General features: G+C 24.6%; 10 protein-coding genes and 2 pseudogenes. 10 read left to right on the top strand and 2 right to left on the bottom strand.

The window, feature by feature from the left end:
• The 6 genes and pseudogenes from ACQPVP_RS00415 to ACQPVP_RS00390 form a co-directional block, all read left to right on the top strand.
• Positions 1–200: pseudogene (locus tag ACQPVP_RS00415) on the top strand (hypothetical protein); the annotation flags it as partial.
• A gap of 111 nt (positions 201–311) precedes the next feature.
• A complete protein-coding gene (locus ACQPVP_RS00410) occupies positions 312–1739 on the top strand; it encodes an accessory Sec system protein Asp2 (protein ID WP_430846156.1) in 1428 nt (475 codons plus the stop codon).
• Between the two features lie 29 nt (positions 1740–1768).
• Complete coding sequence (locus ACQPVP_RS00405) at positions 1769–2995, top strand: nucleotide sugar dehydrogenase (protein WP_430846154.1); 1227 nt, start codon at positions 1769–1771, stop codon at positions 2993–2995.
• A gap of 115 nt (positions 2996–3110) precedes the next feature.
• Positions 3111–3926 (top strand): class I SAM-dependent methyltransferase, encoded by an 816-nt coding sequence (locus tag ACQPVP_RS00400; RefSeq protein WP_430846153.1) that lies wholly within the window; start codon positions 3111–3113, stop codon positions 3924–3926.
• A gap of 99 nt (positions 3927–4025) precedes the next feature.
• Positions 4026–4466 (top strand): hypothetical protein, encoded by a 441-nt coding sequence (locus ACQPVP_RS00395; protein WP_430846151.1) that lies wholly within the window; start codon positions 4026–4028, stop codon positions 4464–4466.
• Between the two features lie 3 nt (positions 4467–4469).
• Positions 4470–7268 carry a glycosyltransferase gene (locus ACQPVP_RS00390; RefSeq protein ID WP_430846149.1) on the top strand — a complete coding sequence of 933 codons (2799 nt, stop codon included), beginning with the start codon at positions 4470–4472 and terminating at the stop codon, positions 7266–7268.
• 182 nt (positions 7269–7450) lie between these two features.
• On the opposite strand, the pseudogene ACQPVP_RS00385 reads toward ACQPVP_RS00390, so the two are convergent.
• Positions 7451–8474 (bottom strand): annotated as a pseudogene (locus tag ACQPVP_RS00385) (IS6 family transposase).
• 131 nt (positions 8475–8605) lie between these two features.
• On the opposite strand from ACQPVP_RS00385, the gene ACQPVP_RS00380 reads away from it, so the two are divergent.
• The 4 genes from ACQPVP_RS00380 to wecB are packed head-to-tail and all read left to right on the top strand — an operon-like array spanning position 8606 to position 15265.
• A complete protein-coding gene (locus ACQPVP_RS00380) occupies positions 8606–11275 on the top strand; it encodes a heparinase II/III family protein (protein WP_430846147.1) in 2670 nt (889 codons plus the stop codon).
• Positions 11276–11283: 8 nt separating this feature from the next.
• Positions 11284–12924: a heparinase II/III domain-containing protein gene (locus ACQPVP_RS00375; RefSeq protein WP_430846145.1), complete on the top strand. Its 1641-nt coding sequence runs from the start codon at positions 11284–11286 to the stop codon at positions 12922–12924.
• A 59-nt stretch (positions 12925–12983) separates the two neighbouring features.
• On the top strand, positions 12984–14123 hold the full coding sequence (locus ACQPVP_RS00370) for a hypothetical protein (protein ID WP_430846143.1): 1140 nt from the start codon (positions 12984–12986) through the stop codon (positions 14121–14123).
• A gap of 20 nt (positions 14124–14143) precedes the next feature.
• Complete coding sequence (wecB, locus tag ACQPVP_RS00365; protein WP_430846141.1) at positions 14144–15265, top strand: non-hydrolyzing UDP-N-acetylglucosamine 2-epimerase; 1122 nt, start codon at positions 14144–14146, stop codon at positions 15263–15265.
• A gap of 304 nt (positions 15266–15569) precedes the next feature.
• Here wecB and ACQPVP_RS00360 read toward each other — a convergent pair.
• The coding region (locus ACQPVP_RS00360) for a triple tyrosine motif-containing protein (protein WP_430846139.1) at positions 15570–15938 on the bottom strand (369 nt) is incomplete at its 5' end.

Raw genomic sequence — 15938 nt, 5'->3', positions numbered from 1 at the left:
TGCCACCAAGCAATAATGGAGAGAGTGGAGGAGAAACAACACCACCAAGCAATAATGGAGAGAGTGGAGGAGAAATAACGCCACCAAGCAATAACGGAGAGAGTGGAGGAGAGACAACACCACCAAGCAATAATGGAGAGAGTGAGGGAGAAGCAACGCTACCAAGCAATAATGAAAACAGTGAGGGAGAAACAATGTAATCAAGCAATAATAATAGTACTAGGTTTGGAAGGTTTTACTAAAATATTAATTAAGATATTACAATAGTTAAGTAAATTAATAAACATTAATATAAAGGAATAGTGTAAGTTATGACTATGGTTAGTTATGGAGCCAGAATATTTAATGAGAATTTTAATAAGGATATATCATTTTTTATAGATCAATCAGTACTTAGTATAATTAGTGATATTAAAGCTATAAAAGATATATTCCATAATTACAATGAATTTACAACGTTAAAAGATATTACTAATATAGATGGAAAATTAGTTATAAATCTTTTAAATGAAATAAAATATCTCCTTAATTATAGAGATGTTTATATATTAGAAGAAAAATATAAAGATTTGATAAAAAAGAAGGGTATTAATTTTCAAAGAATAGATTCATTAAATGTAGATTATAAAATATATGAAGAAGCAATAAAGATAGTATCAAATAAATTTATTAGCAGTATAAATGTTGATGATATATTAATATTTGATTTTAGGTTAGATGAAAAATATTATATTAAAGATAATGAAAAAGTTATGTTAACAAATAATGAAAGAGAAATAGTCATTAACATTAATAGTCATTTACAAAAAATAGCTAATATTTTTAAAGAAGTATTACCTGGAATAAATATTAAAACTATAGATTCTGGATTATATATAAGAGATACACAGATGCGAACAATAGAGTTTGAAGAAACTTTAATGGAAGATATTACCAATATTATTAAAGAATTTAAAGTCATCAAAAAGAGTTTTATTAATGAAAAAATTCATAATAGTAATTTAGGAATAAGATATTATTTTAAAAAAGCTATTTTTAATAATAAGGATAAATTAATCATAGTATTCTCTGCTTTTTCTAACGATAAACCCAAATATAATTATATAAATACATTAAGCACATATGATTGTAATAAACTTTATATATTAGATAATTATGGAAGTAAAGGTACATATTATTTGGGACTTAATGGTGATTTGGAAATTGAAACAGCAGTAATGTCTTTAATATCCAAGATAGTTTCTGAAAATAATATAAATTTTAAAAATATAATAAGTATAGGTTCATCTAAGGGAGGAACAGCAGCTCTTTATTATGGGATGAAGTATAATTTTGGAAATATAATAGTAGGGTCACCTCAATATAAAATAGGAACGTATTTATGTGATTTAAGTATTAAAACTTATGCAGATGAAATTTTTGGTGATAGAAGTATTGCAAATAGAATAAAATATGATAATTTAATAAGGCTTATTTGTAATAATAAATCAAAGATATATTTATTAACTAGTGATGGAGATAATCAATATGATAGGGTTTTGAAGAGTTTTGAATATGTTTCAGAAGAGCTAAACCTTAATTTAAAAATTGATAAATGTGATATAAAAAATCATAATGATATTGCAAAAGAATTCCCAAAGTATTTAGAGGATAAACTTTCTAAAATATTGAGGGATAATAAATATAAAAGGTTAATTATAAAAAGATTTATAGAGATATTTAAATTAAAATTTAAATAAATAATAAACTTTTGGAGGAATTAATAATTATGAAAAAACTAAATATAATAGGATTAGGCTACATAGGATTACCAACAGCATTAATGTTTGCAGCAAATGGAATAGAAGTTGTTGGAACAGATTTAAATGAAAGAATAGTAAATGAATTGCAATCAGGTAATCTTACATTTAAAGAAGAAGGTTTAGAAGAGCTTTTTGGAAATGCAGTTAAAAAAGGAATAGAATTTTCAAAAGAATACATAAAAACAGATAGATATATAATAACTGTTCCTACACCATACATAGAGGAAACAAAGAAGATAGATCCTAAGTATGTAATATCTGCTGTTAATACTGTACTGGATGTTTGTGAAAGAGGAACTATATTAGCAATAGAATCTACAATATCTCCAGGAACTATTGATAAGTTTGTAAGACCTATAATAGAACAAAGAGGATTTAAAATAGGTGAAGATATACATTTAGTACATGCCCCAGAAAGAATAATACCAGGGAAAATGGTTTATGAATTAGAAAATAACTCTAGAACTATAGGTGCTGATAATAGAGAAGTTGGTATGATAGTTAGAGATTGGTATAAAAGTTTTTGTAAAGGTGATATAGTAGTTACCGATATTAAAACTGCTGAAATGAGTAAAGTTGTAGAAAATACTTTCAGAGATATAAATATAGCATTTGCAAATGAATTAGCAAAAATTTGTAGAAGAGAGGGCATGGATGTATATGAGCTTATAAAAATAGCTAATAAGCATCCAAGAGTAAATATTCTTCAACCTGGTCCAGGAGTTGGAGGACATTGTATATCAGTTGACCCATGGTTTTTAGTTGGAGATTATCCAGATTTAGTTAATATAATACTAAGCGCAAGAGAAGTAAATGATGGTATGCCAGAATTTGTTATAGATAGAATAAGAGATATAATGAATGAAAATGGTATTACAGATATATCAAAGGTTGGGTTATATGGATTAACATATAAAGAAGATATCGATGATATGAGAGAAAGTCCAACAGTTCAATTAATGGACAAGCTAGAGAAGTTCTTTGTAAAAGGAATTAAAACATATGATCCATGGATAGATGATAAAAAATATGAAGGACAATATATGGATTTTGAAAGCTTTATTAATGATGTAGAATTAGTAGTTATTATGGTGGGACATACTCATATTAAAGAAAATATTAATTCTTTAGAAGGCAAGTTAATTTTAGATACAAGAAATATAATAAATTTAGATAAAGCATATAAATTATAATCTTTAATATGAAATAAGAGGTAATATATATTTTAAGTTTATATTACCTCTACAATACTTGAATAGATAATTATATAAAATAAATATAAATTAACCTAGTGAAGGAATGTTTAAAATGAATGATATATTAAAAAAGCCAGTAGATAAAATAAATGATGCTTTTAATGGGAATTTTGGTAAAAGTATGGAGAATAAAACTAGAAAAAGAGTTTATTGGGTGATGGAGCAAGTTAGGGGGAAAAGAGTTTTAGATATTGGTTGTTCTCAAGGAATAACAAGTATACTCTTAGGAAGAGAAGGTAAAAATGTAATTGGTGTAGATTCATTAAAGCATTCAATAGATATAGCAAATGAAGCATTATCTTTTGAAGAGGATAGTGTAAAGGAGCGAGTTAAATTTGTTAATGATAATATAATTTCTATGAGAAATAATTTAGGAACATTTAATACTGTAATATTGGGAGAAGTTTTAGAGCATTTTGCAGATTGGGAAGCATTATTAGAGAAAGCATTAGAATTTGGAAGGGAAAATTGTAGGTTTATAATAACAGTTCCCTTTGGCATAAATGACTACTTTGATCATAAAAGAACTTATTATTATTCGGACTTATATTTTCAATTAAGTAAGTACTTTGAAATTGAAAAAAGTTTTTTTATGGGAAAGTGGCTTGGAGTAACATGTATAAAGAGAAAAAATGAAAATAATATTCAAAGTATTTCTATAGATATAGTAAGAGATATGGAACGTGAATTTTATAATATAGAAAAAAATTTAATTGATAGTAATAAGAGATTAGTAAAAATAAATAATGATAATGACATATATATTAAGAAATTAGAGAATGAAATAAGAGAAAATAATACTTTTCAAGATATAAATAGTTTTTGTGAAAAGTTAGTAAATGATTTAATTAAAAAAAATGATAGTTAGATATAATAACTTAAAAAGGCAAATAAAATTTTATTGTTAAAAATATTAGTATTATATTTAGTATATAATATTATCACTTTTGCTATATGGAGGATTAAAATGAGTGATGCTGAAGCTTTATATAGAAAAAAATTAATTGAACAAAAGAAAAGAACTATAGTTGCAAGAAAAGAAAAGGTTGAACTACAAAAACAAATAATAAATCAAATGGAAGAAGAAATTTTATTAATAGATGATATAGAAAAGCTAAAAGAAGTTTTTATAAAAAAAATAGTAGAACAAAAAGAAAGAACTATAGTTGCGAGAAAAGAGAAAATTGAAGTTCAGAAAATGTTAATAGAACAGTTTAAAAAAGAATTAGCTTTATTAAAAAAAATAGAAGAAATGAATTCAAATAAGAATGTACCAATATTAAGAAAAGAAATAAAAGATTTAGAAAAGAAAAATAGAAACTTAAAAAGAAAATATGAAGCACTGAGTGAGTCAAAGCTTGGAAAATTAACATTGAAATATTGGAGTATAAAGAAAGGAAAGAAATAATAGATGTTAAATTCAATAGAAAATAGAAAAAAGACATTAGAAAATAAAATAAATATATTTAAAAGTAGAAATATAATAGATGAGGCTTTAATAGAAGAAGAATATAAAAGTATAAAGTTTATACAATCTAATGGTGATATAGCTAATGTTAATACTAATATTAGTAAAAAGGATTTGACTGATAAAAATAATTTAGGAAATAATATAAAAAAAGAAAAAAAAGATGTAAATAAGGATAAAAATAAGAAAGTATTTGATTTAACAGAAGAAGAAAGAATTAAATATCTAGAATATAGAAAAAAGGTTTCAGATGAAGGTTATTTTGATAAGATAAAAGATATATTGAAAGAAATACCTGATAGTAATGGATCGAGATATTATGAAAAAATAAAGGTTAATATAGGAATTATAGCAGATGAATTTTTAATGCACTCATATGATGGCGTTGCTAATTTTATATATATTACACCTGATAATTATAAAGATTATATAGGTAAATTAGATGTTTTTCTTGTTGTAACGGCTTGGAAGGGGTTAAATATGGAGTGGAAGAGCCTAGGGAATCCAAATATAAGAAAAAGGAGAAATGAACTATTTAATATAATAGAAACATATAAAAAAGAAGGAACTAAGATAGTATTCTATTCTAAGGAGGATCCTGTAAATTTTGATATATTTAAGGAATTAGCAACTAAATGTGAATATATATTTACAACATGTGAAGAAATTGTTGATAAATATAAGGAATATTGTAAAAATGATAAAGTATATGTATTAAACTTTGGTATAAATCCAACATATCATAATCCGATTGGTTTTAAAAGCGTAAAAAAAGAATCAAAAGCTATCTTTTCAGGATCATGGTATAAAAAATATCCTCATAGAATAAATGATATGAAAATGTTGTTTGATGGAGTTATAGATTCAAATCTAGAGTTAAAGATAATAGATAGGAATTATGATTTGAAATTACAACAATATTTTTTCCCGGAAAAATATTTAAAGTATGTTTCTCCTGCTATAGAACATGAGTATCTACAAAAAGCACATAAATTATTTGATTGGGCTATAAACTTTAATTCAGTAAAAAATAGCAATACTATGTTTGCTAATAGAATATATGAATTACAAGCTTTAGGAAATATATTAATATCGAATTATAGTGTAGGTGTTAATAATTTGTTTCCTAATGTATTTATTATAAATGAGAAACAAGAAGTAAAAAATATTATAAATAACTTTAGTGAAGAAGATGTTTATAAGCATCAAATTTTAGGGATAAGAACAGTAATGAGCAATGAAACGTCTTATGATAGAATAGATCAGTTATTAAATATTATAGGTATAGATCACGATTTTAAGCAAAGAAAAGTATTAGTAGTTGCTAATAAAATAAATGATAAAGTACAAGAAATGTTTAATAGACAATCTTATAAATATAAAGAGCTATTGTTAGAGGATGATCTTACAGAAGAGATTAAAGAGAATTATGATATTATAGCTTTCTTTGATTGTAATAAGGATTATGAAAGATACTATTTAGAAGATATGATTAATGCATTTAAGTATACTAATAGTAGATATATAACAAAAGATTCTTATTATGATGGAAATAATCTTATAAAGGGTATAGAGCATAATTATATTAACTTTATTAAGGATAAGTATAAAACTGTTTTTTGGGCAAATGAATTTAAAGTAGATGAGCTATATAATATGCAAGGTGAGGTTAGAGGAGGATACTCTATAGATCATTTTGAATTTAATAATAGTAGTATAATTGAAGAAAATAATGAAAATGAATATAAATATAAGTTATCAGTAATTATAGCAACATATAATAATGGAAAACATTTAATGAATAAATGTTTTAATAGTTTAAAGAGAAGTAGTATTTTTGAAAATATGGAAATAATAATCGTAGATGATGGATCAACAGATGGTGAAACTCAAGAAATTGTTAAATACATAGATAGAAATTATAAAAATGTTAAGGTATTTTTATTTGATGATGGTGGAAGTGGTACTGCATCAAGACCTAGAAATAAAGGAGTTGAAATATCAACTACTGATTATATAACATTTTTAGATCCAGATAATGAAGCTATTAATGATGGATATAGAATATTATATGATGAGATACATGGAAATAATTTTGATATGGCAGTTGGAAATATGCTGAAATTGGATAAAGAAAAAATTCTAAATTTCAATTATTATAAGACTGTTATTGCTTACAATAAAAGTAATATAATTACTGAAAATAAAGAGGAATATTTAGTAAAATCAATGTTTAAAGGGATGAGTATACAGGCACTGGTTGTTAGGAGAGATGTAATAGATAAGTACAATTTAAAACAAATAGTTGGAGCTGTAGGACAAGATACGTTATTTTTCTATGAATTATTAATGAAAAGTAAGTCTATAAAGGCTGTAGATTTACCTATACATATTTATTATGCTGCTGTTGAAGGATCTACAGTAAATAATATATCTTTAAAATATTTTAGAAGAGCATATAAGATAGAAGAGGCTAAATATAAGTTTTATAAGGATAATAATTTATTAAAAGAATATGTAGATACAAGATTTGAATATTATATAAAAAATTGGTATGTACCTAAGCTTGCAAAAGTAAATGACGAAGAATTTGAAGAATGTGTTAGTATGTTTATAAATATATTAAAAATATATGAGAAAAATTCTATAATATCAGACCCAGATATTATAGAAATAATAAAATGTTTTAATAATAAAAATTTTAAACTTATAAGAAACACTATTAATAATATTAGTTTTTAGAATAAAATAAATATAAAAAAAGAAGTTTCGAATCTGTTAAGCTGTTATGAAAAAATAGCTTAATAAATCTTAGACTTTCTCGTTCTTTGAAAATTATATAAGTTTGATTATATTTGAGTATTGCAAATAGACCTGCAAAATATAAATTTTTCAAGCAGGCTAATTAAAGATATTTTAATTGATCAAGCAGCTATAAACCAAGATTGCTTAGATGTCGTATCGCTAGCGAAGCCCACTACTTCGGCTAGAGTTAATTTATTTAATGAACTATGAGTTCTAATAAAATTATAGTGAAATATAAACATGAAAATAAGATTATTAGCTTTTTCAAATGAGTTAAAGCCTTTTTTAGATTTATACCAAGCCTTAAAGGTTTTATTGAAAGATTCAATAAGATTATTGTTTATATCACTAGACAGTGGTTTTACAGGCAAATGTTTTGTAGTTGGCAATAGCGTGGCTATCGCTTCGTTATAAGCTGACCATCTGTCTGTTATTAAGTTAGAGGGAGAACCATATTTTTTAGCTTCATTTATTAAAGAAAAAGCTGAATTTTCATCTCTATATTTGCTTAAATGAAAAGATACTATAAAACGTGTTTCAGAATCTATAACTAGCCATAGATAGTGTTTAATACCATTAATAAAAACAACTGTCTCATTAGCATGCCAATCGTCAGATTGTAAATCTACTTGATATTTAAATTTATCAACTTTCAGTTTGAAGAAAGGAGCAAATTTATTACTCCAAATTGGCTATGGTAACATGAGATACTTTGATATTAAAGGAACTCAAAAGAAACTGAGATATAGCTCTAGTTGATGTATTATTTAAGTAATATAGAGTTAAGGCAGTAATAATTATTTGTAAAGGAAATCGCATACCTTTCATAGAAAGAGATCCGGTAACAGCTTCGCTGGAGGATGGATCAATGTTAAAGTTGTGATGGTTGACTATAATATGGTTACATTTTTTATTATTACATTTATAGCGATTATAATGTTTGTATGAATGATGTAAGTAAGTTCCTTTACCACACTTAGGGCATCTAGGGTAATTCATCTTAGGTAAACCGTCACCGTCGCCTAAGGTGAATTGGCGCTTACAAATCTTACATTGATATTTTTGATTAGCCTGCTTGTCAAAACCAAACTTATATAGTTTATCGGAGTGACAACGAGGGCATCTAATATTTGTTTTGTTCATTGCTCTTTTCTCCTTTCAAGGGGGATAATTAGTTCTTTTCAAACTTATTGTATTTCCTTGAGTTGAGAAGAGCAATGTTAATATAACTTAACAGATCGGAAGTTTCGATAAGGAGTGTATTATTAATAAAAATGGGAGTTGTAAAAAAAATAAAACCGTATGATGAAATAGGCAATCCAATAGAAGCATGTAAACTGATAATTGAAGACGTTACTAATAAAAAAGTTGTTAAAGAAATTACTATAGAAGATAACAATATAGATTTAGAGTTTGATAATAAAAATTTATTTTATTATAGATATAAATATCAAAAAAAGAATAAAGAGTTAGATGTATGGGAAGACTTAACTGAATTTAAATATATAGATGAGAGAATAACAGACGATGGGATAAAATATTTATATAATCACTATGAAAATAGTAATGTTCTTATAGTAATATTTCAAGGTTTAGCAGATACGCCATCATATAATTATGTTAGAACATTAAAAAATATAAAAGCATCTCAAATATTTATAAAAGATGATTTAGGGGATAAGCCTACAAAAGCTACTTATTATTTAGGGAAAAATAGAAGGTTTGATATAGCGAATAAGGTAAGTAAATTAATAGAATACATTAGAGATTTAAACAATTTAGATAAAGATAGTATAATTTTAATAGGGTCAAGTAAGGGAGGCTATGCAGCTCTATATCAATGTTTTTATAATGAATATAAATACTCAATAGTAGGAGCTCCACAAATTTACTTAGGAGATTATTTAGGAGCAAATATAGGAAAGGAAAATTCTAAATTAGTTCCTATATATAATTATTTAACTAATGATTTTACTGGAAGTTATATAGAAGAGTTGAATAGACTGTTATTTAATAGGATAAAGGAGTGTTCAATAAAGCCAACTATATTTTATCATATAGGAAAAGAAGAACCCCATTATGCTAAGCATTATGAACCATTCAAAAATGAAAATGAATTATGGGGGTTTGCTAATATAATTGAAAATGTAGAATATTATAGTAAGCATAATGATTTAACTAAATACTTTCCTAAATATATATGTAGTGTTATTAATGATATAATAAATTATAAGACATTAAAAAAGGATATGTTTTTTCAAAGAAGAAAATTTAATAAAGAAACATTAGAATTTGCGAATGAACTTATAAATAATAAGATTTATATGTTTAAAATGTGGAAACCTATAAAAGTTCAACAAGAAATTGATTGGGCAATGAATCCATATGATGATAAGACATGGCAATTTTATTTGCATTCACTTGATTTTATAAATCACTTAACTAATGCATATGAAAATACTAAAGATGAGGTATACTTAAAAAAATCAGAATATTTTATAAGGGATTGGGTTGATAAAAATATTAGTATAGAGCATGCGACATGTGAATGGGCATGGAAAGGCCATGCGGTTGCCAATAGAACAATTAATTTAATAGTTTTTTTAAATATATATAATGAATATAAAAACAAAGATAGAAAACTAGTATATAAAATATATGAATTATTAGAGATACAGGGAAACTTCCTTATGGATGATAATAATTACGAGGACTATAATCATGGACTTTTTCAGGATCAAGCACTTATAGAAACAGCAGTACTTTTTCCATTTTTTAAATTTAGTACACAATGGAAAATTAAGGCGTTAGATAGAATTTTAAAGAGAATAAATAAAGATTTTTCAGAAGATGGTGTACATAAAGAGCATAGCCCCGATTATCATGTAATAGTAATGAAATTATTTATAAATATTAAAGCTTTTTTAGATTATTATAATGTTGATTATCCTAAATTATTATGTGATAAGTTTGAGAAGATTCAAAAGTATTTAGCTGTTATAATTCAAGAGGATGGAACTTTGCCATTGATAGGAGATACAGCTTTATCGTCAGCTAGAAATTGCATAGATAAAGCTAGTATAGTTAGCGAAGAGTTATTATATGAATTTTCTAATGGAATAGAAGGAAAGGCTTTAAATAAAAAATTTTTTCCATATAATAGGTCTGGAGTTGCTATATATAAAGATAAAGGAAAAGTATTTTGGATGTTTACAGCAGCATTTAATTCTATAGTACATAAACATGCAGATGATTTATCTTTTATATTAACATATTTTAATGAAGATTATATTGTTGATTCTGGAAAATATAATTATAAAGAAAATGATGAATATAGAAAATTTTTTAGAAGTGTCTTCGCACATAATACAATAATATGTGATGGAAATAGCTATTTGATTAAAAGTGGTCAAATGGGGAGAGCTAAAATAATTAATAGCTATGACGGAGAGGGATATTGTTATGTTACAGGAACACATAATTTGTATAAAGGAATTAATATAAAAAGGAGATTGATACAAATTAAAGGAGGAGCTCTTATAATTCATGATGTAATTTTGTCAAAAGATAAGCATGTTTATGAACAAAACTTTAATTTTTCAGATAAAGTCGATATAACCAATAAAACAAAAAGAAATATTAATATAATAAGAAAAGAAAAGTTTATAAATTTAAAGCAATTAATAAATATTGAAGATATGAAAATTTATTCAGGAGAAATAAATCCTATAAGAGGATGGAAATCTGATAAATTTAATGAAAAGTATCCTATAAAGACTATAACATTCAAATCTACAGGTGAAAATGTTGAGTTTTTAACATTAATAAATTTTAGTGGAGAAAAGCAAATAGTAAAAGTAAAAAGAAAGCTAGGAGATAAGTTTGATAAGTATTTATTATATTATAATGAAAATTATTATGAAGAAATATTAATAAATAATTAGGAGATTTTATGAAATTAAAAAGTACAAAATTACATAGAAATTTTAAATATATAAAAATGCTTACTACTATTGAAGTAGATGACTATATTGAAGAGAAGGGAAAAGATATTTTAAACAACAAATTTCACCTAGGTTCATCATTAGATATTATTCAATTTAAAGATAAAATAGATTGGAACTATGTAAGTAGTAAAAATAAGAATTCTTATCAATTATATTTACAAGCATTAACTCCAATTGCATATTTAATAAATTCATATATATATTCAAATAATGAGTTATACTTAGATAAGGCATTAAAAATTATACTATCATGGAATAGCTACAGATTGCAAAAAAATGAAAATAATATGATTTGGTATGATCATACTGTTGCAAATAGAACTTTAAACTTAATTCTTTTTAATATAATAGCAGGAGAAAAGATTAAATATGATACTGAGTTTATTGATAAATTAATTTTAGAACATATTGAGTTTTTAATGGATGATAAAAATTATAGGATGAATAATCACGGAATAATGATGGATAAATCATTAATAGTATCAAGTTATATATTTAATAGAGAGATTTGGAGATTAAAAGCGTTAGAAAGAATAAAGGAGAATTTTTATTCAAGTTTTTCTCTTAAGGGAGTTCATTTAGAAAATTCAACATTTTATCACAATTATGTAAAAAACATGTTTTTAGATATAGAAAAGTTTTTGAAAGAACAAGGAATATCATTAGGTGAAAATATAAAGAAAAGGTTAGAACTTGCAGATGAATATATGTCATATATAGTCAAGCCAGATACTTTCTTGCCACAAATAGGAGATAGCAAAAGATTTAATCTAAAGAATGTAGAAAAAATATATGAAAACTTTATTGATGTAGACGCTGGTATAGCTATATTACAAAATAAAGATTTAATTAATAATAAAGATTCATTATGGTTATCTTTTGTATGTGGATATTATACTAAGATTCATAAACATTTTGATGATTTATCATTGAATTTGTATTATAAAGGAAGAGATATTCTAGTAGATTCAGGTGGATATGGTTATGGAAGTAGTAAAGAAAGAGCATACGTAAGATCAGCTTTAGCACATAATACTATTTTAGTTAAAGATGAAAGTTATGATATTGATAAGAAAGAGAGTATAAAAATAACTGATTATATTCAGACAACTAAATATAGTTTAATAAAGGGAAAAAATTATGCATATAAAAATATTAAAATAGAAAGAGTGGTTATATTTATAAAACCATCTACGGTTATTATAAAGGACATATGTTTATCGAAATGTAAAAAAGAATTTTTACAAATATTTAACTTCTCAAAAGGAAGTAATATATTGAAAGTAGATAAAAAAAAGTCATATATAGATGTAGATGGATTAAATATTTCTATAGAACAATTTATAGATGTTGAAATGGTTAAAAAATATACTGGCGATAAAAATATACCAAGAGCAGTTATTTCAGAAAAAACTGGTGAGATAATTGAGGTATCACAATTAGAGTATAAAGCATCAGGAGATAGGGTTGAATTTATTAGTATAATTAGATTAGATGAAAAAGAACATGATGTAGATATAGTAGAATTTAATAATGATTATATAAAAATTTTAAGTGATAATGAGAGTTTTCAAATTATATTATAGATATAAATATTAATAATCTAAATCACAAATTGTTAGATAGATTTAGAAAGGTTGGTTTTATGGAAAACTTAAAAAAAATAGAAATAGATTTTAATAGTTTAAATCAGCTTGTTTTAGATAAAGATGAGGAATTTTTATTAGTTGTTAGGAGTAATGGTGTAAATTTTGAATTTTTAGTAAAGAGAAAGGTAACTTCTGAAAATTTAATTGTATTTGGATCAGGTGCATATAACATAAATAAATTGAGACCACCAATATTTCAAAGATATTCGTGGATAAATGAATTTGATGAAAATATTATATATTATAATGATCCAACACTATATTTATCAGATATAACATTGGGATGGGGATACGGAACTGAGAAGATACATTACTTAGAGATAATATATAAAATAATAGATAAATTAATAAATATAATAAAAATACAAAGAAAAAAAACTATTTTTTATGGAAGCTCTGGTGGCGGATTTATGTCTATAATATTATCAACTTTTTTAAAAGGAAGTACTGCTATAGTTAATAATCCTCAGGTAGATATAACAAAATATCATATAGGACCTATAAGGAAATTATTTTCTCAAATTTATGCTGATAGAGATATTAATGATATCTTTAAAATAAAGAGAGAGAGACTTAATGTAATAGATATGTTTAAAAAAGAAAATTATATACCTAGAATAGTTTATTATCAAAATATAGCTTGTGATTTTGATATAGAAAATCAATTTTACGTATTTATCAATGAATTAAGATCTTTAGATGAAAAAAATTTTTATACTCCAATAGACATAAAGTTATATTTTAATAGGGAAGAAAACCATAATCCTTTATCTAAAAACCAAACAATAAATATAATAAAAAGGCAAATAGAAATTAACAATAATTTTGAAAATATTATAGAAATAAAAAATATTAATTGGAAGGAGTTTTCTAAGAGAGAGGGATACAGTTTATTTAGGTATGAAAATAAAATACCTATTCATTTACTTGGAGATCAATATAAAATATTTTGTAATAATAAGCAGATACAGGTTTTACCAGTTAAAAAAATAGATAAAGCTGGATTTGGAGAAGTTTATGCTAATAATCATCTATATATATCAATAGACCATAAAGATATAAAGAATAATGAGGAATTTGATATTAAGGATATTCAAGATTATTTTTTTAGAAATAAATTTGTTATTTATTATTAAATTAATATGGAGGGATATAAGTGGGAAAGATAAAAGTATTAAGTGTATTTGGAACAAGACCAGAAGCAATAAAAATGTGTCCTTTAGTAAAATCATTAGAAAAGGATCAAAGTATTGAGTCAATAGTATGTGTTACAGCTCAGCATAGAGAGATGCTAGATGCTGTTACAGAAATATTTGATGTTAGACCACAATATGATTTAAATATAATGGCTCATGGTCAAACTATAGTAGATGTTTCTAATAAGGTTTTACATGGAGTAGACCAAGTAATAAAAGAATGTAAACCAGATATAGTTTTAGTTCATGGTGATACATCAACAACATTAAATTCAGCCTTAGCAGCATTTTATAATAAAGTCCCTGTTGGACATGTTGAAGCAGGATTAAGAAGTGGTGATATATATTCTCCATTTCCAGAAGAGGCAAATAGAAAATTAACAGGTGCAATAACAACATTACATTTTGCCCCAACTAAAAGTAATGAAGATAACTTATTAAAAGAAGGAATAAATAAAAATATTTATGTAACAGGAAATACTGTAATAGATGCATTATTAAATGTAATTAATAAAAATCATAAGTTTGAAGATAAGAATCTAAATACTATAGATTTTAATAATAAGAAAGTAATATTATTAACTAGTCATAGAAGAGAAAATTGGGGAGAGCCAATGAAAGAAATATTTTCAGCTACAAGGAATTTAGTAGAAGCTAATGAAGATGTAGTAGTAATATTCCCAATGCATAAAAATCCTTTAATAAGGGAATTAGCAAAAGAATCATTCAAAGGATTGGAAGATAAAGTGAAATTGATAGAACCTCTTGAATATGTTGACTTTGCTAATCTTATGTCTAAATGTTATTTGATAATGACAGATTCTGGTGGAGTACAAGAAGAAGCACCAGCTTTAGGAAAACCAGTGATGGTGTTGAGAACTGAAACTGAAAGGCCAGAAGCTTTAGAAGCAGGGACTGTTAAATTAGTTGGAATACAGAAAAATAATATATTTGAAGTTGCAAATGAATTATTAAATAATATTGAAGAGTATAATAAGATGGCACATGCAACGAATCCATATGGAGATGGAAAGTCATGTGAAAGAATTGTTAAATTGATAAAAGAATATTTTAGTGAATAATTCATAAAATTTTATCCCAATAAAATTTAAAATTAATTTTATTGGGATATTTTTATTGGAATATTTTTAGTCGTAAAAGTCTTTGGAATTTTAGGTTTCAAATAAGATATTAAAATATTTTAGTAAGGCATATCAACATACAAAACTAGAATTAATTTATTTAATATCTATAATTTTCAGAGTTTTAGTCATTTTATTAAAATAAGACATAAGAATCTATAAAGATTTATTATAATTAAATAAATAAACTAGATAGCTTCCTACAATCACTATAAAAATAGTTGCTTACTTATTATATTGTTCTTTAAGCTTTATTAACGACAGAGAAATAAATGGTTTTAAAATCTTTGTTAGAAGTATTATTTTTATCTCTAACAAAAGCTCTAACTTTAAGGTCACCTGACTCAGTAGGAGTATAGGTAAATGTATTTTTAGTAGAATAAGATTGACTTATCTTCCAATTACCATCAGTATAAATATAAAATGCATATTGAGCATTACTACCTAAATTAGAAGAAGCAGTAAAAGTAATACTTTCACCTAAATTACAAGTATCTTTATCAGATGATAAAGAAGTTAATTTTATATTATTAGTAACAGAGAAATAAATGGTTTTAAAATCTTTGTTAGAAGTATTATTTTTATCTCTAACAAAAGCTCTAACTTTAAGGTC

Origin of the sequence: Clostridium nigeriense (assembly GCF_050585265.1) — a bacterium.
Classification (GTDB): domain Bacteria; phylum Bacillota; class Clostridia; order Clostridiales; family Clostridiaceae; genus Clostridium; species Clostridium nigeriense_B.
The sequence above is the reverse complement of the archived record's forward strand: the minus strand, read 5'-3'. Positions and strand labels throughout refer to the sequence as shown.

Excerpts from the sequence above, each read along its gene's own strand:
- ACQPVP_RS00410 (WP_430846156.1), top strand. The coding sequence starts at position 312 with ATGACTATGGTTAGTTATGGAGCCAGAATATTTAATGAGAATTTTAAT.
- ACQPVP_RS00400 (WP_430846153.1), top strand. The coding sequence starts at position 3,111 with ATGAATGATATATTAAAAAAGCCAGTAGATAAAATAAATGATGCTTTT.
- ACQPVP_RS00390 (WP_430846149.1), top strand. The coding sequence starts at position 4,470 with ATGTTAAATTCAATAGAAAATAGAAAAAAGACATTAGAAAATAAAATA.
- ACQPVP_RS00375 (WP_430846145.1), top strand. The coding sequence starts at position 11,284 with ATGAAATTAAAAAGTACAAAATTACATAGAAATTTTAAATATATAAAA.
- ACQPVP_RS00395 (WP_430846151.1), top strand. The coding sequence starts at position 4,026 with ATGAGTGATGCTGAAGCTTTATATAGAAAAAAATTAATTGAACAAAAG.
- ACQPVP_RS00380 (WP_430846147.1), top strand. The coding sequence starts at position 8,606 with ATGGGAGTTGTAAAAAAAATAAAACCGTATGATGAAATAGGCAATCCA.
- ACQPVP_RS00370 (WP_430846143.1), top strand. The coding sequence starts at position 12,984 with ATGGAAAACTTAAAAAAAATAGAAATAGATTTTAATAGTTTAAATCAG.
- ACQPVP_RS00405 (WP_430846154.1), top strand. The coding sequence starts at position 1,769 with ATGAAAAAACTAAATATAATAGGATTAGGCTACATAGGATTACCAACA.